This window comes from Roseateles sp. GW835-FHT13E02 (assembly GCF_058794035.1).
In genome coordinates this window covers 14865-32973 of sequence record NZ_JBXAGJ010000029.1, presented here as the reverse complement: position 1 = coordinate 32973, position 18109 = coordinate 14865, and the positions used below count along the sequence as shown (strand labels likewise).

The window sequence follows — 18109 nt, the reverse complement described above, 5'->3', positions numbered from 1 at the left end:
TCTTGGGCCGGCGTTCACCGGCCCTCCGGCCCCGATTCGGGGCCATTCTTTTTTGACCGTAGCCTTCATGTCTGAAGTCGTTGATCATCTCGCCGAGTTGACCGGGTTCCGCGATCGCGATGTCATGGACGTCACCCTGGTGTCGGCCCTGCGCGATTTGCTGGAACCGAGCTCGGTGGCGATCTACCGCTGCATCGGCGAGGCCGGTCATGAACGCTGGTTGACGCGCGCCCGGCTGTGCGCCGACGACGTCGTGGCCACGGCCGACCCGCTCTGGATGGAGCCCGAACGTCTGCCGCTCGCGCAAGACTTCCCCGAGCGCCTGGAATGCATGCGCAGCCGCACCGTACTGCAGTGGCAGCTGGCGCCTGCGCTGGAGGCTGTTGAAGCGGAAGGGGCTGCCAACCCGGCCCCCGGGCTGTGGATCAACCTCTTCCCCATCGCCACCGAGCGTGAGGTGGTTGGCGTGGTGGAGGTCCATTCCTTGAGCCGCCTCAAGAGCAAGTCGCAGCGCATGGTCAGCAGCGTTCTGCGGATTTATCACAACTTCCAGGGCCTGCTGGACTACAGCGAACGCGACACCTTGACGGGCTTGCTCAACCGCAAGACCTTCGAGGAGAGCTTTCTCAAGGCCCTGGGCGAGCTGGCGGCCAACGCCTCCTCGGGCGTGATGTCGCATGACGAAGGCGAGGGCGAGCGGCGTCATGAGCACGGCCAGCCGCAGTACTTCCTCGGCGTGATCGACATCGACCATTTCAAATCGGTCAACGACCGCTTCGGTCACTTGATCGGGGACGAGGTCTTGCTCTTGCTCTCGCGCCTGATGCGTAGCAGCTTCCGCTTTCACGACCTGCTCTACCGCTTCGGTGGCGAAGAGTTCGTGGTGCTGATGCGCTGCGATGTGGGGCTGGACGCAGCCCAGGCCTTCGAGCGCCTGCGCCACAACACCGAGCACTACGCCTTCCCACAGGTGGGGCGGATCACGGTCAGCATCGGCTTCACCCAGGTCCGCGTGGGCGACTCGCCCGCGGCGGCCTTCGAGCGCGCCGACAAGGCCGTCTATCACGCCAAGGACAACGGTCGCAACCAGGTGCACAACCATGCCGATCTGGTCTCTGCCGGCCAGATGCAGGAAGTGGCCCAGCTCAGCGATATGGAGCTGTTCTGAGCTGAAGCGCTGAGTTCGGCCCGGCTCGGCAATCGGGTTCTTTTTTCCAGCCGTCACAGACCGTCACAGAGCACACACCGAGCGTGCACTGACCTGGCGGGCCCCCTTCGACACAATGAATTCATCGCAGCAAGACAGCAAGCCCTGAGGCCTCTGCCCCCGACTTGCCGCGAGTGTTGAAACCCTGTGATGCGGCCCGCCTCGGCGGCCGCGAAGGAAAGGAACCCACCATGACCAAGAACAAGAACTCCAAGATCGCCCTGGCTTCCATCTCGGCTTTGGCCCTCGCACTGGGCGCGGCCAGCGGCGCCGCACGTGCCGCATCGTCCGGTGATTCGGGCTTCTACCTCAGTGGTGACCTGGGTCAGTCCCGCAACAACCTGAGCAGCCCCACCAGCCCGGCAGTCGCCACCGACAAGCGCGGCACCATCTACGGCATCAGCGGTGGCTACCAGTTCAACAAGCACTTCGCCACCGAGCTGAGCGTGCAGCGCCTGGGCACCCACGGCATCGGCAGCACCGAAAGCAAGACCACGGCTTACTCCCTGGACGCCATCGGCCGCTTGCCCGTGAGCGACAAGTTCGCCGTCTACGGCCGTCTGGGTGCCAGCCATCTCGACCGCAAGTTCAGTGGCATCGACGGCCAGAACGCTCACGGCGTCGGCTTCAAGCTCGGCCTGGGTGCCGAGTACGCCTTGGACAAGAACTGGTCCCTGCGTACCGAGCTGACCCGCTACAACAAGGCGCCGGTTGCCAGCACCTACGGTGAGCACATGAACACCTGGACCGCAGGCGTGAAGTACCGCTTCTGATCAAGCTTGGCAGGGCCTTCGCCGCGAATCGAGGCCCTGCATGAGGACACGCCCCGTGCGCAAGCTTTGCCGCGGGGCGTGCTTGCTTTGTGGTGCCGTTACGCCGATTTGTGCGGATAGCGCGCCCCTGTGATCGGGGGGTGTTCGCATCCCCTGCATTGCCGTTAAGGTATGGCCTAGGGTTTTCACTGGTATTTCACCGTTGAAGGGCAGGCATTCATGGCATTGAGCGAGGCTTGGGGTCCCATGGCGAGCGGGCGGCTGTTGTTGCGAGCACCCGTGGCGAGTGATCTGGAGGCTCTGCATCGCATCCAGTCCGACCCGCTGACGCAGCGGACACGGCCTCAGCCCACCTCACGTGAGGCCAGCTTGGAGTTGCTGCAGTCCTGGCAGCTGCACTGGCAGCGCTGGGGCTATGGTTGCTGGGCCATGAGTCTCGGCGGCGATGAGGGCAAGGATCTGCTGGGCTTTGGCGGCCTGATGTGGCAGGCGGTCGATGGCCGGCAAAGCTTGTGCCTGAAGCTCTGGCTTCATCCGCAGTCCTGGGGCTTGGGCTATGCCACCGAGGTCGGTGAACTGGCCTTGCAGCAGGCTTTTCAGGAACTGCACGCACCTTCGGTTTTGGCCCTGGTTCGCCCCACCGATCTGCCCACCCGCCGCACCCTGGAGCGGCTGGGCATGCGCTTGAAAGGCGCTTTGGCCGATGTGCCCAAGCAGGCCCCCAGCCTGTTGTTTGAAACCACGCCGGCGCATCGGGCTCATTTGGCGCAGAGCCGGCGTCAAGCGGCGGCTCTAACCGAGCAAGCGCTAAGCCCAGAATCCTCGTTCGGCGCGTACAGCGCCTGAAGCTCATGCGGCGGCCATGTTCGGCCGCCCTGGTGCAACCGGCGGGCTCAAGCCAGCACCGGAAATCGCCTCAGCCCCTGCAAATCGAGCACCCGCAGGCCGCCGTATTCGATGCGGATCAGGCCATGGCCCGCCAAGGTGTGCAGGGCCAGGTTGACGCGTTGGCGGGACAGGCCGACCAAGTAGCCCAGCTCTTGCTGGGTGATACGCAGCAGGCTGCCCACGCCGGGGTAGAGCTGGGGGTGGAAGAGGGCGGCGAGGTTGCGGGCGACGCGCAGCTCGGGGTCGCTGATGCGGTCGATCTCGCGCGCGGCGATGAACTGGCCCAGGCGCTCGTTCAGCTGGTTGAGCATGAAGCGGTTGAAGGGGATGCTGCCCTCCAGCAGCTCATGAAACGCCTCGATCGGCAGGCCGGCCACCACGCTGCGCCGCAGGGCCTGGATGTTGTAGCGGTAGCTTTCGCGCTTGAGCAGGGTGCCCTCGCCAAACCAGCCGCCAGGCGGCACGCCGGTGAAGGTGATGGCTTGTCCACTGGAGTCGTCATTGCTCATCTTGAGCAGGCCATCGACCACGCCGAACCAGAAGGTCGCCGGCCGGCCGATGCGGCAGACGCGCTCGCCGACATCGGCCTCGGCCACTTGCAGCTGCTGCACGGCGCGCTCGCGCTGCGCCTCGTCCAAGAGATCCAGCCAGGGGATGGCGGCCAGCTCGGCCGCCGTGGCCGGGCGGGCGCGCTGGCGCAAAGGGATGCTGGGGCTGGATGGTGGATGAGGCCCGCCGCTCTCGGAACGGGGCCCTGACGCTGAATTCATACGGCAGTGTCCACCGCCCAAGATGACGCAGCGCTTACAGGCCACCCCCGGGAAAGTACCGGCGGGGGAGTCCCTTGAATTGTCGTTACAACGACAACACAGCGTCAAAGTGACGGCCTACCATGCAGGCAACAGATGTCGGCAGCACCGCTTCTTGCGGGTCTTGCATGCACGACACAGGAGACAACACGTGGATGCGACATTTCCTCGCCTCTTGCTGGCCCATGCCGCCGAGCGCCCCGATGCGCCGGCTCTGCGTGAAAAGGAATACGGGATCTGGCAGACCCTGAGCTGGTCGCAGCTGGCCGTGCTGGTGCGCGAGCTGGCCCATGGGCTGGCGCTCGCCGGCCTGCAGCGGGGCCAGCATCTGATCGTGGTGGGGGAGAACCGGCCGCGCCTGTCGGCAGCCATGCTGGCGGCCCAGTCGCTGGGGGCGATTCCCGTACCGCTGTACCAGGATGCGGTGGCGGCCGAGTTTGTCTTCCCGATCAACAACGCCGAGGTCGCCTTTGCCGTGGTCGAGGACCAGGAGCAGGTGGACAAGATGCTGGAGCTGCGCGAACACTGCCCGCAGCTGCGCCACATCTGGTTTGACGACCCGCGCGGCCTGCGCAGCTACCAGGAGATGGGCCTGCGCTCGCTCGACGAGCTCTGCGAGCGCGGCCGCCACGATGCCCTGGCTCGCCCCGGCTTTTTTGCCGCCGAGGTCGCGCAAGGGCTGAGCCATGATGTCGCGGCCATGTTCTTCACCTCGGGCACCACGGGCAACCCCAAGGGTGTGGTCCACACCCATGCCAGCCTGATCGACCGCGCCCAGGCGGGCGCGCGTTTCGACCGCCTCAGCCATGAGGAGGAGGTGCTGGCCTACCTGCCGCCGGCCTGGATCGGCCAGAACATCTTCAGCTATGCCCAGTGGCTGGCCTGCGGCTATGTGGTCAATTGCCCCGAGTCGACCAGCACGGTCAGCATCGATCTGAAGGAGATCGGCCCGAGCTATTACTTCGCGCCGCCGCGGGTGTTCGAGGGCTTGCTGACCAGCGTGATGATTCGCATGGAAGACGCATCAAGGCCCAAGCGCTGGCTGTTCGCTCGCTGCATGGCCCTGGCGCGGCGGGTCGGCCCGGCGCTGATGGATGGCCGCCCGGTCGGCCTGCTGGATCAGCTGAAATACCAGTTAGGCGATCTGCTGATCTACGGGCCTTTGCGCAACAGCCTGGGCCTCTCGCGGGTGCGGGTGGCCTACACCGCGGGCGAGGCCATCGGCCCCGATCTGTTCAGCTTCTACCGCAGCATCGGCATCAACCTCAAGCAGCTCTATGGCTCGACCGAGACTGCCGTCTTTGTCTGCCTGCAGCCCGACCATGAGGCCCGCGCCGACACCGTGGGTGTGCCCATCGAAGGGGTCGAGATCAAGCTGGCCGAGAGCGGCGAGATCCTGGTCAAGTCGCCGGGCCTGCTCAAGGGCTACTACAAGAACGAGGCGGCCACGGCCGAGGTGCTGACGCCCGAGGGCTGGTTCCACACCGGCGACGCCGGCTTCATCGATGCCCACGGCCATCTGAAGATCATCGACCGCGCCAAGGACGTGGGGCGGCTGCGCGGCGGGGCCTTTGATGGCGCCATGTTTGCGCCCAAGTATGTGGAGAACAAGCTTAAGTTCTTTGCCCACATCAAGGAGGCGGTGGCCTTTGGCGACGGCCGCGACCGCGTCTGCGCCTTCATCAACATCGACTTCGATGCCGTGGGCAACTGGGCCGAGCGGCGCAATCTGCCCTATGCCGGCTACACCGATCTGGCGCAAAAGCCCGAGGTGTACGAGCTGATCCGCGACTGCGTGCAGCAGGTCAATGCCGACCTGGCCCAGGATGCGCTGCTGGCCGGCAGCCAGATCAGCCGCTTCCTGATCCTGCACAAGGAACTCGATGCCGACGACGGTGAGCTGACTCGCACCCGCAAGGTGCGGCGTGGCGCCATTGCCGAGAAGTACGCGGTGCTGATCGAGGCACTGTATGCCGGCCGCAGTTCGCAGTACATCGAAACCGCCGTCAAGTTCGAGGACGGACGCAGCGGCAAGGTGGCCGCCGATCTGCGCATCAATGATGCCCAGACCTTCGCGGCCGTGAAGAGCGCCGCCTGATGATGATGAGCAGCAGCAGCCCGATGGACCCAAACGACATCAGCATTCCCGGCGACAACACCGCGGTCAAGAAGATCGGTGATGTCATCCTTGAGGTGCGCAACATCTCGCTGAGCTTTGGCGGCGTGAAGGCGCTGACCGACATCAGCTTCGATGTGCGCGAGCATGAGATCCGCTCCATCATCGGCCCCAACGGTGCGGGCAAGAGCTCCATGCTCAACTGCATCAATGGGGTCTATCAGCCGCAGCAGGGGCAGATCAGTTTTCGCGGCCAGACCTTCAAGCACATGAGCTCGCGCCAGGTGGCCGAGATGGGCGTGGCCCGCACCTTCCAGAACCTGGCCCTGTTCAAGGGCATGAGCGTGCTGGACAACATCATGACCGGGCGCAGCCTGCACATGCGCTGCAATCTGCTCCAGCAGGCCCTGCGCTGGGGCGCGGCCGAGCGTGAGGAGATCGCGCAGCGCGAGAAGGTCGAGCGCATCATCGATTTCCTTGAGATCCAGGCCTACCGCAAGACCCCGGTCGGCCGCTTGCCTTACGGCCTGCAAAAGCGCGTGGACCTGGGCCGTGCCCTGGCCATGGAGCCGCAGGTGCTGCTGCTGGACGAGCCCATGGCCGGCATGAATGTGGAGGAGAAGCAGGACATGTGCCGCTTCATCCTCGACGTCAACGCCGAGTTCGGCACCACCATCGTGCTGATCGAGCACGACATGGGCGTGGTCATGGACATCAGCGACCGCGTCGTGGTGCTCGACTACGGCAAGAAGATCGGCGATGGCGCGCCTGCCGAGGTGCGACAGAACGAAGACGTGATCCGCGCCTATTTGGGCACCTCGCATTGAGATGGAGTCGTGATGGGATTCGTCATTGAAACAATCTTCGGCGGCCTGATGACAGGCATGCTGTATTCGCTCATTGCATTGGGCTTTGTGCTGATCTACAAGGCCTCGGGCGTGTTCAATTTCGCGCAGGGCGCCATGGTGTTGTTCGCGGCCCTGGCGATGGCGCGCTTTGCCGAGTGGATCCCGCTCTGGACCGGCATCAGCAGCCCGCTGCTGGCCAATCTGCTGGCTTTTGTCGCGGCCTTTGCGGTGATGGTGGTGGTGGCCTGGGGCGTGGAGCGCCTGGCCTTGCGGCATCTGGTCAACCAGGAAGGCATCACCTTGCTGATGGCCACGCTGGGCATCACCTATTTCCTCGAAGGCCTGGGCCAGATGGTCTTCGGCTCGGACATCTACAAGATCGATGTCGGCATGCCCAAGGACCCGATCTTCCTGTTCGAGAAGAGTTTTGAAGGCGGGGTGCTGATCAACAAGGAAGACCTCTACGCCGCGCTGATCGCCGCGGCCATGGTGGCCTTGCTGGCCTTGTTCTTCCAGAAGACGGCCACCGGCCGCGCCCTGCGCGCCGTGGCAGACGACCACCAGGCCGCCCAGTCCATCGGCATCCCCCTGTCCACCATCTGGGTCATCGTCTGGAGCGTGGCCGGCTTTGTGGCCTTGGTGGCCGGCATCATCTGGGGCAGCAAACTGGGTGTGCAGTTCTCGCTCTCGCTGGTGGCGTTGAAGGCGCTGCCGGTGGTGATCCTGGGCGGGCTGACCTCGGTGCCCGGCGCCATCATCGGCGGCCTGCTGATCGGCGTGGGCGAGAAGGTCTCCGAGGTCTACCTCGGCCCGGCCCTGGGCGGCGGCATCGAAATCTGGTTCGCCTATGTGCTGGCACTGCTCTTCCTGCTGGTTCGGCCTCAGGGTTTGTTCGGCGAAAAGATCATTGATCGGGTGTGAGTGGGTGGGTGAGTAAGTGAACGGGTGAACAGGTGAACAGGTGATGGCGGACGGGGTTCCCCCGTTCACTTGTTCACCGGTTCACTGATTTGCCAGCAACAGAGCGTCCAAACGACATGATTTACCGCGAAAACGGCCAATTCAAAACCAGCTACCGCGCCGACAGCGCCATCCTGGCGATCCGCCAGGACCGCTGGGCCATGGCGGCGCTGCTGGCCCTGGCTTTTGTCGGCCTGCCCCTGCTGGGCAATGAGTACCTGTTCCGGGCCATCCTGATCCCGTTTCTGATCCTGTCGCTGGCGGCACTGGGCCTCAATGTGCTGGTCGGTTACTGCGGACAGATCTCGCTGGGCACGGGCGCCTTCATGGCGGTGGGCGCGTACACGGCCTACAACTTCCAGGTCCGCATCGAGGGCATGCCACTGATCCTCTCGCTGCTGCTGGGCGGGGTGTGCTCCACGGTGGTGGGCGTGCTGTTCGGCATTCCCTCGCTGCGCATCAAGGGCCTGTATCTGGCGGTGGCCACGCTGGCGGCGCAGTTCTTCTGCGACTGGGCCTTTCTGCGCATCAAATGGTTCACCAACAATTCCTCGTCGGGCAATGTCTCGGTGTCGGATCTCAGCGTCTTCGGCCTGGCCATCGAGTCGCCGGTGCAGAAGTATTTGTTCTGCCTGAGCTTTGTCTGCGTGTTCGCCCTGCTGACCAAGAACCTGGTGCGCGGCGCCGTCGGCCGTGAATGGATGGCCATGCGCGATATGGATGTGGCGGCGGCCGTCATCGGCATACGCCCGGTCTACGCCAAGCTCAGCGCCTTTGCCGTCAGCAGTTTCATCGTCGGCGTGGCGGGCGCGCTCTGGGGCTTTGTGCATCTGGGTTCCTGGGAGCCGGCGGCCTTTTCCATCGACCGCAGCTTCCAACTGCTCTTCATGGTCATCCTCGGCGGCCTGGGTTCCATCATGGGCAGCTTCTTTGGCGCCGCCTTCATCATCTTTCTGCCGCTGCTGCTGAACCAGATTCCGCACTGGCTGGGCCTGCCCATGAGCACCGAAACGGCTTCGCATCTGGAGCTGATGGTGTTCGGCGCCTTGATCGTGTTCTTCCTGATCAAGGAGCCCCATGGTCTGGCCCGGCTCTGGTCCACGGCCAAGGAGAAGCTGCGGCTCTGGCCCTTCCCGCACTGACCTTGTCCACACTGTTTTTTCGCGCCTGCTGTTTGTTCAACCCATAACGCACCGCTTGAGTGCGCATCGACTGGAGACACGCATGAAACTGAAGCCATCCCTCGTTCTGGCCCTGGCCGCAGCTGCATCGGGCCTGTTCGGCCCGGCCCAGGCCGCGCCCGAAGTCAAGGAGCAGTTCTTCCCCCTGCTGGTCTACCGCACCGGGCCCTATGCCCCCAACGGCACGCCCTGGGCCAATGGCAAGCAGGACTATCTGAAGATGATCAACGCCCGCGACGGCGGTGTGAACGGCGTCAAGCTGACGTATGAAGAATGCGAAACCGGCTATGCCACCGACAAGGGTGTCGAGTGCTACGAGCGCCTGAAAGGCAAGGGCGCCACACTCTTCGACCCGCAGGCCACCGGCATCACCTTTGCGCTGACCGACAAGGTCATCAAGGACAAGATCCCCCTGATCACCCTGGGCTATGGCCTGGCCGCCTCACAGGACGGCAATGTCTTCAAGTGGAACTTCCCGCTGATGGGCAGCTACTGGACGGCGGCCGACATGCTGATCCAGCATCTGGCCAAGAAAGAGGGCGGCTTCGACAAGCTCAAGGGCAAGAAGATCGCCCTGGTCTATCACGACTCGCCCTTCGGCAAGGAGCCCATCCCCCTGCTGGATGAGCGCCAGAAGATGCATGGCTTTGACCTGCTGAAGATCCCAGTCACGGCGCCAGGTGTCGAGCAGAAGTCCGCGTGGCTGCAGGTGCGCCAGCAACGACCCGACTATGTGCTGCTCTGGGGCTGGGGCGTGATGAATTCCACCGCGCTCAAGGAGGCTCAGGCCACCGGCTACCCGCGCGAGAAGATGTACGGCGTCTGGTGGGCCGGCGCCGAGCCTGACGTCAAGGACGTGGGTGAGGGTGCCAAGGGCTACAACGCGCTGGCGCTGAATACCTCGGGCCAGAGCCCCAAGGTCATCCAGGACATCCTCAAGCATGTGCATGACAAGGGCCAGGGCAGTGGGCCCAAGGATGAGGTCGGTTCGGTGCTCTACACCCGCGGCGTGATCATCCAGGCCTTGGGTATTGAGGCGGTGCGGCGCGCCCAGGAGCGCTTTGGCAAAGGCAAGGTCATGACGGGCGAGCAGGTTCGCTGGGGGCTGGAGAACCTGGCACTGGATCAGAAAAAGCTCGACGCCTTGGGCCTGGGTGGCGTGCTGCGCCCGCTGTCCACCTCCTGCGCCGACCACATGGGTTCCACCTGGGCCCGCGTGCATACCTGGGACGGCGCCAAGTGGAACTTCAGCTCCGACTGGATGCAGGCGGATGAGCAGATCTTGAAGCCCATGGTCAAGCAGGCCGCCGACAAGTACGCGGCGGAGAAGAAGCTCGAGCGGCGGACCCCCGCGGACTGCCAGTCTTGAGCGTGATGAACGGGTGACGCCATGAGCAGGTGAACCGGCGATGAACCATCGCCGATCACCTGCCCGTTAACCCAATCACCCGTTCACCCATTCACCGGTTCACTTTCTCCTTCACCACCATGTCCACCCCATTCCTCAACGTCAACGGCATCGAGGTCATCTACAACCACGTGATCCTGGTGCTCAAGGGCGTGTCCTTGCAGGTTCAGGAAGGCCGCATCGTGGCCTTGCTCGGTGGCAATGGCGCGGGCAAGACCACCACGCTGCGGGCGGTGTCCAACCTGCTGGCCGGCGAGCGCGGCGAGGTCAGCAAGGGCAGCATCGAGCTGCGCGGCGAGCGCATCGAAAAGCTCTCCACCGCCGAAATGGTCAACCGCGGTGTGGTGCAGGTGATGGAGGGGCGCCACTGCTTCGCCCACCTGAGCATCGAGGACAACCTGATGACCGGCGCCTACACCCGGCGCGACGGCCGCGCCGCCGTGGCCGAGACGCTGGAGAAGGTCTACAACTACTTCCCCCGCCTCAAGACCCGGCGCAGCTCGCAGGCTGCCTACACCTCGGGCGGCGAGCAGCAGATGTGCGCCATCGGCCGCGCCTTGATGGCCAACCCGCGCATGGTGCTGCTGGACGAGCCCTCCATGGGCCTGGCGCCGCAAATCGTTGAAGAGGTCTTCGAGATCGTCAAAGACCTCAACAGCAAGGAGGGCGTGACCTTTTTGCTGGCCGAGCAGAACACCAATATGGCGCTGCGTTATGCCGACTATGGCTACATCCTGGAGAGCGGCCGCGTGGTCATGGATGGTGAGGCCCAGGCGCTGCGCGAGAACGAGGACGTCAAGGAGTTCTACCTCGGCACCGGTGGCGGTGATCGCAAGAGCTTCAAGGATGTCAAGAGCTACAAGCGCCGCAAGCGCTGGCTGGCCTGATCCGTTATGGCCACGCCCATCTCCCTATCCGACAGAAAGCCGGCCATGAACGAAGACGCCTTCTTCGCCCTACCGCCCTTCAGGCCCGAGGAGGCCTTGCTCACCCTCAAGCGCAATCTGCGCGACCTGCGTGCGCTGGAGGCCCGCGGAGACAGCTTCTGGCTGCAAGGCCAGCCGGTGCTGGAGCTGAGTGCGCAAGATGGCCAACTGCTGGCCCGCCTGGTCAAACGCCCGGCGCGCAGCCCCGAGTGGGAGGCGCGGCATTGCAAGAACGCGGCCGAGGTGCGCAGCCTGCTGGACGAGGTCAAGCGCCGCCTGAACCGCTGGACGGACGAAACACCATGAGCGCCGCAGCCCCCTCGGACGCTTTCTTCGACGCGCTGGAAACCCGCGACCCCGCCGATCGCGAAGCCCAGCTCTTTGCCGCCCTGCGTCTGCAGCTCAGCCATGCCAAAGCGCACACCGCCGCCTATGCCGATCTGCTGGCCGGCGTGGAGCCGGCCGAGGTGGGCGACCGCGCGGTCCTGGCCCGCCTGCCCGTGATCCGCAAGTCGGAGCTGGCCGCGCGCCAGCTGGCTTTGCGCGAAGGGGCGGGCACGGCAGTCGACGGAGCCCATGTTCCCCACGAGGCATTGGGCGGCTTCTCGGCCATCGGCTGGCGAGGCTGCCTGCGCAGCGCCGGTGCCGGCCGTGTGTTTCAGTCCCCGGGTGGCTTGTACGAGCCTGAGGGCCGCGCGCCCGATTATTGGCGCGTCGCCCGTGCCCTGTTCGCCGCCGGCCTGCGCGCGGGCGACCTGGTGCACAACAGCTTCAGCTACCACCTGACCCCCGCCGGCGCCATGATGGAAGGCGGCGCCCATGCCCTGGGCTGCACGGTCTTTCCCGGCGGCGTCGGCAACACCGAGCTGCAGCTGCAGGCCATGCGCGATCTGCGGCCGCAGGCCTATGTCGGCACGCCCAGTTTCTTGAAGATCCTGCTCGACAAGGCGGCCGAGAGCGGCTTGCGCCTCGATTCCCTGCAGCGCGCCTTGCTCAGCGGCGAGGCCTTCCCGAACAGCCTGCGCGACTGGCTGGCCGAGCGCGGCGTGGCCGGCTACCAGTGCTATGCCACGGCCGACCTGGGCCTGGTCGCTTACGAGACCGCAGCGCGCGAAGGCCTGGTGCTGGCCGAAGGCATCATCGTCGAGATCGTCCGCCCCGGCGGCAGCGAGCCGGTGGCCGAGGGCGAGGTCGGCGAGCTGGTCGTCACCACGCTCAACCCCGACTACCCGCTGATCCGCTTCGGCACCGGCGATCTCTCGGCCATCCTGCCCGGGACCTGCCCGACCGGGCGCAGCAACCAGCGCATCCGCGGCTGGCTGGGCCGGGCCGATCAGTCGGCCAAGGTGCGCGGCATGTTCATCCATGCCTCGCAGCTGGCCGAGCTGCAGCGCCGCTTCCCCCAGGCCGGCCGGGCGCGCCTGGTGGTCGAGGGTGAGATGGCGCAGGACCGCCTGACCTTGAAGCTGGAGTTGCCCGAGGCCGTGCCGCGCGAGGGCCTGAGCGAGCAGCTGGCCGCGGCCCTGCGCGACATCACCAAGCTGCGCGCCGAGGTGGAGCTGCTGCCGCCGGGCAGCTTGCCCAATGATGGGCGCGTGATCGAAGACGCACGAAAACTCGATTGACCTTCTCGCTTGGCGGATTACGTAGTTCCCGCTGTCTCCGGCTTCGGCCTGCCGCCTAGGATCACAGTCCTCCCACTCGCCATTCGAGGACTGTTGACATGAAGAAGACTGCATTGCCCCTGCTGACCCTGAGTCTGCTGACCCTGGCCTCGGGCGCCGCCCTCGCCAACTACCCTGAGAAGCCCGTCAACATCGTCGTGCCCTTCTCGGCCGGCGGCCCCACCGACAAGGTGGCGCGCGACCTGGCCGAGGCCCTGCGCAAACCCCTGGGCGCCACCATCGTGATCGAAAACGTCGGCGGTGCCGGCGGCACGCTGGGCGCCACCAAGGTGGCCAAGGCCGCACCCGATGGCTACACCTTGCTGCTGCACCACATCGGCATGGCCACCTCGCCGGCCCTGTACCGCAATATGCAGTACAAGACCCTGGACGATTTCGAGTACCTGGGCCTGATCAACGAAGTGCCCATGACCCTGATCGCCAAGCCCTCGATGCCCGCGAACAGCTATGCCGAGCTGGCCAAATGGCTGGATGCCAACAAGGGCAAGGTCAACCTGGGCAACGCCGGCCTGGGCTCGGCCTCGCACCTGTGCGGCCTGCTGTACCAGAGCACCATCAAGATCGACATGACCACCGTGCCCTACAAGGGCACCGGCCCGGCCATGACCGACCTGCTGGGCGGCCAGATCGACCTGATGTGCGACCAGACCACCAACACCACCAGCCAGATCGAGGGCGGCAAGGTCAAGGCCTATGCCGTCACCAGCAGCAAGCGCCTGACCGCGCCCGCGCTGGCCAAGCTGCCCACGCTCGATGAAATGGGGCTCAAGGGCTTCAGCGTCAACATTTGGCACGGCGTCTACGCCCCCAAGGGCACGCCCAAGCCGGTGCTGGAAAAGCTGGCCGCGGCCCTGAAGGTGGCCCTGGCCGATGCCGATTTCCACAAGCGCCAGGAAGCCCTGGGTGCGGTCATCGTCACTGACAACCGCGTCAACGGCGCCGAGCACAAGAAGTTTGTCGAATCCGAAATCAACAAATGGGGCCCCATCATCAAGGCGGCCGGCCAGTACGCAGATTGATGATTTGATCGCGAGGAAGCCCGCAGACGCGCCCTGCGTCTGAGTCCCAGAGCCCGGCTTGCCGGGCTCTTTTTCTTTGGGGCCGCCGGCCAGGTGCGCGGGCGCTGCCATCTTTGGCTGGCCTAAAGCTTGGCCGCAAAGAATCGCATCTGTCTTCAACCACAGCGACCGCCCGGCGCCGCCGCCATCGGCCCCGGTCTTCATGCGATGCGATTCACACCCCCTGCCCATGCCGTCTCCCGTTTCTCCGCCTTGGCCCTGCGCCTCGGCCTGGCTGCCGCCTGCCTGCTGCCTCTGGCCGCCTGTCAGACCCTGCGCCTGGGCGACCAGGAGTTCATCAAGCCTGACCGCGTCAGCGGCTTCCAGGCTCGCAGCACCCTGCAGTCGACCGCGCTGGCGCGCCAGAACCCGGCCGTGCGCCTGCTGCCGCAAAGCCTGAGCGTGCCGGGCGCCAGCGCCGACGCTGCGCCGGTGCAACTGCAAGGCCTGAGCCTGCAGCGCCCCGATGCCCTGGCCACCGTGCTGTACTTCGGTGGCAATCTCTTCCACATCGACGATGGCGGCGACGCCGTGCTGGACGCCCTGGCCGGCTGCCCGGTCAATGTCTGGATGTTCGACTACCGCGGCTATGGCCGCAGCGGCGGTGAGCCCAAGGTCGAGACGCTGACCGCCGACGCGCTGCGCCTGTATGACCATGTGCGCGACCATGTTCGGGCCCAGCAGCCGGCCGGTGCCGGCCCCGTGCTGGTTCACGGTTATTCCCTGGGCAGCTTCATGGCCGGCCAGGTGGCCCAGGCGCGCCCGGTGGACGGCCTGATTCTGTCCGGCGCCGCCCCCAGCCCGCGCGCCACGGCCGAGCATGCTGTGCGGCGCCGTGCCGGCCTGCTGGCGCCCCTGCTCAAGCTGGAAATCAGCGAGGACCTGGAGCGCATCGACAACCGTCAGGCCCTGGCCGCCTACCGTGGCCCAACCCTGGTGCTGGCCGGGGGGCGGGATGAGACCACGCCGGCCGAGCTGGGCCGCGCGGTCTTCGAGGCCCTGCCCGGAGGCGAGCACAAGCGCTGGGTCGAGCTGCCCGAGGCCAGCCATGCCGGGCTGATCCGACAGGGGCCTGCCCAGCCGGCGTACTGCGAACTGGTGCGGCAGGTGGCCGGCAGCACCGCCACCCCCACAGCAGCCTCCACCGGCGCCGGGCGCTGAGCCAAGCTCAAGCCCGCGAAGCCATCGGCAAGCGCACTCCAAAGGCGCAGCCACGCGGCGGTTTCAGCTCCGGCCGCGGGCTGAGCAGGCTCAGCGAGGCGCCGAGGCGCAGGCTGGCTTGCTGGACGATGGCCAGGCCGAGGCCGGCGCCCTCCACCGGGGTCGAGCCCTCCGGGCCACGCTGAAAGCGCTGGAACAGCCGGCCCTGGGCCTCGGGCGGGATGCCCGGGCCATCGTCCTTGACCCACAGCTCCAGCACATCCGGCTGAGCCGGATCGCGCAGCAGCTGCAGTTCCAGCTGGGCGCCGCGGCCGGCGTAGCGCAGCGCGTTGCCGATCAGGTTGCCGACGATGGAGGCCAGCGCCTGCGGCTCCACCCGCCAGGGCAAGTGCTCAGGGGCATCCAGGCTCAGCTCGATGCCCGAGCGCTCGGCCTCGGGCAGAAAGGTGAGCAGCAGTTCGCGCAGCCACTCGGCCAGGTCCAGGTCTTGCGGCACCGGCGCCGAGGCAGCCTCCATGCGGGCCAGGGCCAGCAATTGCTCCACCAGGTGCGAGGCGCGCGCCACGGCGGCGTCGAGCTGCCGGCCTGCCTGCTCGCGCGCACCAGCGTCTTCGGCGCGGCGCAGCACATGGGCTTGGGCGCTGATCCAGGCCATGGGCGTGCGCAGCTCATGCGCGGCGTCGTCGAGGAAGGCGCGTTCACGCTCCAGATGGCCGCGCAAGCGGCCCAGCAGGCTTTGCAAGGCCTGCACCAGGGGTTGCAGCTCGCGGTGGCGCAGTGCTTGCTGCAGAGCCGGGGGCAGGGGGCTCAGGTCCTCCGGCCGACGCTGGCGCAGCTCGCGGCTGAGCCGGTTCAGTGGCGCGAGGCCGCGCGTCACCGCCAGCCACAGCGGCAACAGGATCAAGGGAAAGGCCAGCAGCAGCAGGGGCAGCAGGGCCTGGTGGATGCCGGCGAAGATCTGCCGGTCGCTCATCGGCAAGCTGATGCGGTGCAGCGCCCAACGGGCGTTGCGGCGGCTGCGCAGCAGGCAGTCCTGGCCGGGCATGCTGCAGCGGCCGGGGCTCAGCTGCCAGCTCAGGCCCGGCAGCTCGCGCAGGCGCTCGGCCACGTACACCGGTGGCGCATCGTCCGGCAGCCGGCGGTCGCGCAGGATGAAGCCGGCCCGGGTGCTTTGGCCGGCATCCTGAAGCTCCTGTTGCGAGAGCTCGTCGATGCTGCGCAGGCGCAGGGCGGCCTCGGCGGCGCTGTGCTCGGGGCGCAGCTGGGCCAGCACCTGGTCCACGGTCTGCTGCAGACGGGCCTCGCGGCCCTGGGCCCAGCGCTGCCAGTAGAGCAGCAGCAGGGCGGCCCAGACCAGCACAAAGGCCAGCAGCAGGGAGACGATCAGCCGCCGCGTCAGGCTGGGCCCGAACCAGCGCGCTCGCAAGCTGCCCGGCCCGCTCATTCCGGCCGTTCCAGGCGGTAGCCCACGCCGCGCAGGGTGCGGATGCGCTCGGGCCCGATCTTCTTGCGCAGATTGGACATGTGCACCTCCAACGCGCTGAACTCCAGCGCTTCGCCCAGCGGCTCCAGGCGCTGGGCCAGGGCGCCCTTGGCCACGGCCCGGCCAGGTTCGCGCGCCAGCTCCAGCAGGATGTTGAACTCGCGCGGTGACAGCTCCAGCGCCTGCCCGCCCACGCGGGCCGTGCGCGCGCCGGGCGAGATTTCCAGATCGCCGATGCGCCAGAGTTCGCTGGCCTGCTGGGCATAGCGCCGCTGCACGGCCCGCATGCGCGAGAGCAGCTCGGGCATGGCAAAGGGTTTGACCAGGTAGTCGTCGGCGCCGCCGTCCAGGCCGCGCAGACGCTCATCCAGACCCGAGCGGGCCGTGATCAAGAGCACCGGCGTCAGCGCGCCGCCGCGGCGCCAGCGGGCGAGCAGGTCGAAGCCGCTGCCGTCCGGCAGGCTCAGGTCCAGCAGCACGCAGGCGTAATCGGCCAGCTCCACGGCCTGGGGGGCGTCGGCCGCGCGGCGCAGCCACTGGCTGCTGAAGCCCTCGGTCTGCAGCACCTGCTGCAAGGCCCGGCCCAGCTCCAGATCATCTTCCACGATCAAGACATGCATGGCGCGGCATTGTCTCCATGCGCCTGCGCGGCCCGCCTCGGGACAAACCGCAGGCGGGGCGAGCCGATCAAGGCGCCCGGCGGGCCGCGTCCAGCAGCTGCAGCACCAGCGGGTGGTGCTGGCCACGGCGCGAGCGGATGGCGTGGATCTCTTCCTTCGCCTCCTCCAGATGGCCCAGCAGGCGCAGGCCGTGCATGCGTTCCAGGTCTTCACCGCCGAGGCGGCTGACCGGGAACACACCCAGCCCGCGCGAGGCGAACACGGCCATCAGGGCGCTGTCCTCGAACTCGCCGACGATATTGGGCAGCAGCCCCTGTTCGGCAAACCAGTGGTCGAGCGTGCCGCGCAGGGCCGAGTGCGCCGTGGGCAGCAGCACCGGCAGGCGGTTCAGGCAGAGCGGGAACTCGCGCAGCTCGGCCGCATGCACCAGGGTCTTCGGCCCATACCAGTCGACCGGGGCCTGCACCAGCAGCTCGCTGCTCAGGCGCAGGCCCGGCTTGTGCGGCGCCGGCCGCCCGGCCAGCACCAGGTCCAGTTTGTGCATGGCCAGCTCGGCCAGCAGCGGGTCGACCTCGCCCTCGTGGCAGAGCAGGCGCAGGGATTCGGTGCCCAGCACCGGCGCGAGCAGGGCGTGGGCGGCCAGTTTGGAGATGCCGTCGCTCAGGCCCACGGCCAGGCGGGCCGCCGGGCCCTGCGCCGCCTGTCGCACCTCCTCCGGGATCAGGCTGCCGAGGCGGAAGATTTCTTCGGCGCGCGCAAACGCGGTCTGGCCCGCCTCGGTCAAAGCTACGCCGCGGCCGGCGGGCTTGAGCAGCTGGTGCCCGAGCGATCTCTCCAGCTCGCGCACCTGGGTGCTGACCGTCTGGATGGCCATGTCCAGCCGCTCCGCGGCGCGCGCAAAGCCGCCTTCCTGGGCCACAACCCAGAAGTAGTGCAAGTGCCTGAAATTCAGCATGGAGCCTCCGCGCTCAATCTGTTGACTTCCG

At 66.7% G+C, this 18109-nt stretch carries 17 protein-coding genes; 13 read left to right on the top strand and 4 right to left on the bottom strand.

The features are described 5' to 3' along the window. The first annotated feature begins 67 nt into the window (after window positions 1-67). From AC1Q6P_RS21995 to AC1Q6P_RS21985, 3 genes are all read left to right on the top strand, one after another. Entirely contained in the window at window positions 68-1168 is a 1101-nt protein-coding gene (locus AC1Q6P_RS21995) for a GGDEF domain-containing protein (protein ID WP_492665975.1), read from the top strand. Between the two features lie 230 nt (window positions 1169-1398). After that, window positions 1399-1980 carry a porin family protein gene (locus AC1Q6P_RS21990; protein ID WP_133155160.1) on the top strand — a complete coding sequence of 194 codons (582 nt, stop codon included), beginning with the start codon at window positions 1399-1401 and terminating at the stop codon, window positions 1978-1980. Between the two features lie 219 nt (window positions 1981-2199). Beyond that, on the top strand, window positions 2200-2826 hold the full coding sequence (locus AC1Q6P_RS21985) for a GNAT family N-acetyltransferase (protein WP_492665974.1): 627 nt from the start codon (window positions 2200-2202) through the stop codon (window positions 2824-2826). 47 nt (window positions 2827-2873) lie between these two features. On the opposite strand, the gene AC1Q6P_RS21980 is transcribed toward AC1Q6P_RS21985, so the two are convergent. Then, window positions 2874-3638: a Crp/Fnr family transcriptional regulator gene (locus AC1Q6P_RS21980; RefSeq protein WP_492665973.1), complete on the bottom strand. Its 765-nt coding sequence runs from the start codon at window positions 3636-3638 to the stop codon at window positions 2874-2876. A 190-nt stretch (window positions 3639-3828) separates the two neighbouring features. Between AC1Q6P_RS21980 and AC1Q6P_RS21975 the strand changes: the two genes are divergently transcribed. The 10 genes from AC1Q6P_RS21975 to AC1Q6P_RS21930 all read left to right on the top strand — a co-directional run bounded on the left by AC1Q6P_RS21975 (window position 3829) and on the right by AC1Q6P_RS21930 (window position 15020). Continuing rightward, window positions 3829-5775, top strand: a complete 1947-nt coding sequence (locus AC1Q6P_RS21975; RefSeq protein WP_271008485.1) for an AMP-dependent synthetase/ligase — start codon at window positions 3829-3831, stop codon at window positions 5773-5775. Window positions 5776-5798: 23 nt separating this feature from the next. Next, window positions 5799-6620, top strand: a complete 822-nt coding sequence (locus tag AC1Q6P_RS21970) for an ABC transporter ATP-binding protein (protein ID WP_171829247.1) — start codon at window positions 5799-5801, stop codon at window positions 6618-6620. 12 nt (window positions 6621-6632) lie between these two features. Further along, window positions 6633-7562 (top strand): branched-chain amino acid ABC transporter permease, encoded by a 930-nt coding sequence (locus tag AC1Q6P_RS21965; protein WP_102767784.1) that lies wholly within the window; start codon window positions 6633-6635, stop codon window positions 7560-7562. A 116-nt stretch (window positions 7563-7678) separates the two neighbouring features. Then, window positions 7679-8743, top strand: coding sequence for a branched-chain amino acid ABC transporter permease (locus tag AC1Q6P_RS21960; protein ID WP_492665972.1), 1065 nt, complete (start codon window positions 7679-7681; stop codon window positions 8741-8743). Between the two features lie 82 nt (window positions 8744-8825). Beyond that, window positions 8826-10151 (top strand): ABC transporter substrate-binding protein, encoded by a 1326-nt coding sequence (locus tag AC1Q6P_RS21955; protein WP_492665971.1) that lies wholly within the window; start codon window positions 8826-8828, stop codon window positions 10149-10151. A 119-nt stretch (window positions 10152-10270) separates the two neighbouring features. Continuing rightward, window positions 10271-11077, top strand: a complete 807-nt coding sequence (locus AC1Q6P_RS21950; protein ID WP_171829233.1) for an ABC transporter ATP-binding protein — start codon at window positions 10271-10273, stop codon at window positions 11075-11077. 45 nt (window positions 11078-11122) lie between these two features. Further along, window positions 11123-11422, top strand: coding sequence for a hypothetical protein (locus tag AC1Q6P_RS21945; protein WP_171829232.1), 300 nt, complete (start codon window positions 11123-11125; stop codon window positions 11420-11422). After that, a complete protein-coding gene (locus tag AC1Q6P_RS21940) occupies window positions 11419-12741 on the top strand; it encodes a phenylacetate--CoA ligase family protein (protein ID WP_492665970.1) in 1323 nt (440 codons plus the stop codon). Before AC1Q6P_RS21945 ends, AC1Q6P_RS21940 begins: the two co-directional genes overlap by 4 nt. A gap of 98 nt (window positions 12742-12839) precedes the next feature. Beyond that, window positions 12840-13820, top strand: coding sequence for a tripartite tricarboxylate transporter substrate-binding protein (locus AC1Q6P_RS21935; protein WP_102767778.1), 981 nt, complete (start codon window positions 12840-12842; stop codon window positions 13818-13820). A gap of 207 nt (window positions 13821-14027) precedes the next feature. Further along, the gene (locus AC1Q6P_RS21930) at window positions 14028-15020 is read left to right on the top strand and encodes an alpha/beta hydrolase (RefSeq protein ID WP_492665969.1); all 993 of its coding nucleotides are present in this window, start codon (window positions 14028-14030) and stop codon (window positions 15018-15020) included. A gap of 7 nt (window positions 15021-15027) precedes the next feature. On the opposite strand, the gene AC1Q6P_RS21925 is transcribed toward AC1Q6P_RS21930, so the two are convergent. From AC1Q6P_RS21925 to AC1Q6P_RS21915, 3 genes are all read right to left on the bottom strand, one after another. Continuing rightward, complete coding sequence (locus tag AC1Q6P_RS21925; protein ID WP_492665968.1) at window positions 15028-16464, bottom strand: sensor histidine kinase; 1437 nt, start codon at window positions 16462-16464, stop codon at window positions 15028-15030. Further along, window positions 16461-17123, bottom strand: coding sequence for a response regulator (locus tag AC1Q6P_RS21920; RefSeq protein ID WP_492665967.1), 663 nt, complete (start codon window positions 17121-17123; stop codon window positions 16461-16463). The genes AC1Q6P_RS21925 and AC1Q6P_RS21920 overlap by 4 nt, the downstream gene beginning before the upstream one ends. Before the next feature lie 67 nt (window positions 17124-17190). Further along, the gene (locus AC1Q6P_RS21915) at window positions 17191-18078 is read right to left on the bottom strand and encodes a LysR family transcriptional regulator (protein ID WP_492665966.1); all 888 of its coding nucleotides are present in this window, start codon (window positions 18076-18078) and stop codon (window positions 17191-17193) included. Between the last annotated feature and the right edge of the window lie 31 nt (window positions 18079-18109).

What these genes read in the sequence shown, in the direction of transcription:
- AC1Q6P_RS21940 (WP_492665970.1), top strand. Translation starts at nt 11,419, where the DNA reads ATGAGCGCCGCAGCCCCCTCGGACGCTTTCTTCGACGCGCTGGAAACC.
- AC1Q6P_RS21950 (WP_171829233.1), top strand. Translation starts at nt 10,271, where the DNA reads ATGTCCACCCCATTCCTCAACGTCAACGGCATCGAGGTCATCTACAAC.
- AC1Q6P_RS21925 (WP_492665968.1), bottom strand. Translation starts at nt 16,464, where the DNA reads ATGAGCGGGCCGGGCAGCTTGCGAGCGCGCTGGTTCGGGCCCAGCCTG.
- AC1Q6P_RS21915 (WP_492665966.1), bottom strand. Translation starts at nt 18,078, where the DNA reads ATGCTGAATTTCAGGCACTTGCACTACTTCTGGGTTGTGGCCCAGGAA.
- AC1Q6P_RS21935 (WP_102767778.1), top strand. Translation starts at nt 12,840, where the DNA reads ATGAAGAAGACTGCATTGCCCCTGCTGACCCTGAGTCTGCTGACCCTG.
- AC1Q6P_RS21965 (WP_102767784.1), top strand. Translation starts at nt 6,633, where the DNA reads ATGGGATTCGTCATTGAAACAATCTTCGGCGGCCTGATGACAGGCATG.
- AC1Q6P_RS21930 (WP_492665969.1), top strand. Translation starts at nt 14,028, where the DNA reads ATGCGATTCACACCCCCTGCCCATGCCGTCTCCCGTTTCTCCGCCTTG.
- AC1Q6P_RS21920 (WP_492665967.1), bottom strand. Translation starts at nt 17,123, where the DNA reads ATGCATGTCTTGATCGTGGAAGATGATCTGGAGCTGGGCCGGGCCTTG.
- AC1Q6P_RS21985 (WP_492665974.1), top strand. Translation starts at nt 2,200, where the DNA reads ATGGCATTGAGCGAGGCTTGGGGTCCCATGGCGAGCGGGCGGCTGTTG.
- AC1Q6P_RS21945 (WP_171829232.1), top strand. Translation starts at nt 11,123, where the DNA reads ATGAACGAAGACGCCTTCTTCGCCCTACCGCCCTTCAGGCCCGAGGAG.
- AC1Q6P_RS21995 (WP_492665975.1), top strand. Translation starts at nt 68, where the DNA reads ATGTCTGAAGTCGTTGATCATCTCGCCGAGTTGACCGGGTTCCGCGAT.
- AC1Q6P_RS21970 (WP_171829247.1), top strand. Translation starts at nt 5,799, where the DNA reads ATGGACCCAAACGACATCAGCATTCCCGGCGACAACACCGCGGTCAAG.
- AC1Q6P_RS21960 (WP_492665972.1), top strand. Translation starts at nt 7,679, where the DNA reads ATGATTTACCGCGAAAACGGCCAATTCAAAACCAGCTACCGCGCCGAC.
- AC1Q6P_RS21955 (WP_492665971.1), top strand. Translation starts at nt 8,826, where the DNA reads ATGAAACTGAAGCCATCCCTCGTTCTGGCCCTGGCCGCAGCTGCATCG.
- AC1Q6P_RS21990 (WP_133155160.1), top strand. Translation starts at nt 1,399, where the DNA reads ATGACCAAGAACAAGAACTCCAAGATCGCCCTGGCTTCCATCTCGGCT.
- AC1Q6P_RS21980 (WP_492665973.1), bottom strand. Translation starts at nt 3,638, where the DNA reads ATGAATTCAGCGTCAGGGCCCCGTTCCGAGAGCGGCGGGCCTCATCCA.